This window comes from Microbacterium sp. Kw_RZR3 (assembly GCF_029222405.1).
Lineage (GTDB): Bacteria > Actinomycetota > Actinomycetes > Actinomycetales > Microbacteriaceae > Microbacterium.
Window position 1 is genome coordinate 1 of record NZ_JARHXC010000290.1, and the last position, 322, is coordinate 322.

The 322-nt window shown below is 62.4% G+C and carries 1 protein-coding gene; it reads left to right on the plus strand.

Annotation, left to right across the window (positions count from 1 at the left end; all coding sequences use genetic code 11):
* Positions 1-33: 33 nt before the first annotated feature.
* Positions 34-322, plus strand: a 289-nt coding sequence (locus P2P98_RS16305) for a transposase (RefSeq protein ID WP_275801295.1), incomplete at its 3' end; no start/stop codon positions are given.

The window sequence follows — 322 nt, forward strand, 5'->3', positions numbered from 1 at the left end:
TAAGGGGTGGGTCTCCTTACGAAAGGAAACACACTGTTGGCTATCGACAAGGCGGCGCGTGAAGAGCGGCGTAAGGCCCAGGCTGAGGGTGCTCAGCGTCTGATCGAGTCCGGGATGCTGGATGACTTGTTCGCGAAGATCGACGCCGGCGAGGTTCAGCTCGATGGCGACGGCGGCTTCATTCAGCAGCTGATCAAGACCGGTCTCGAGCGGGGGCTGCAGGCGGAGCTGACCGAGCACGTCGGTTATGAGAAGGGCGACCCCGAAGCGGCGCTGCATCCGAACTCCCGGAATGGGTCGTTTCCGAAGACGGTGGGGACCA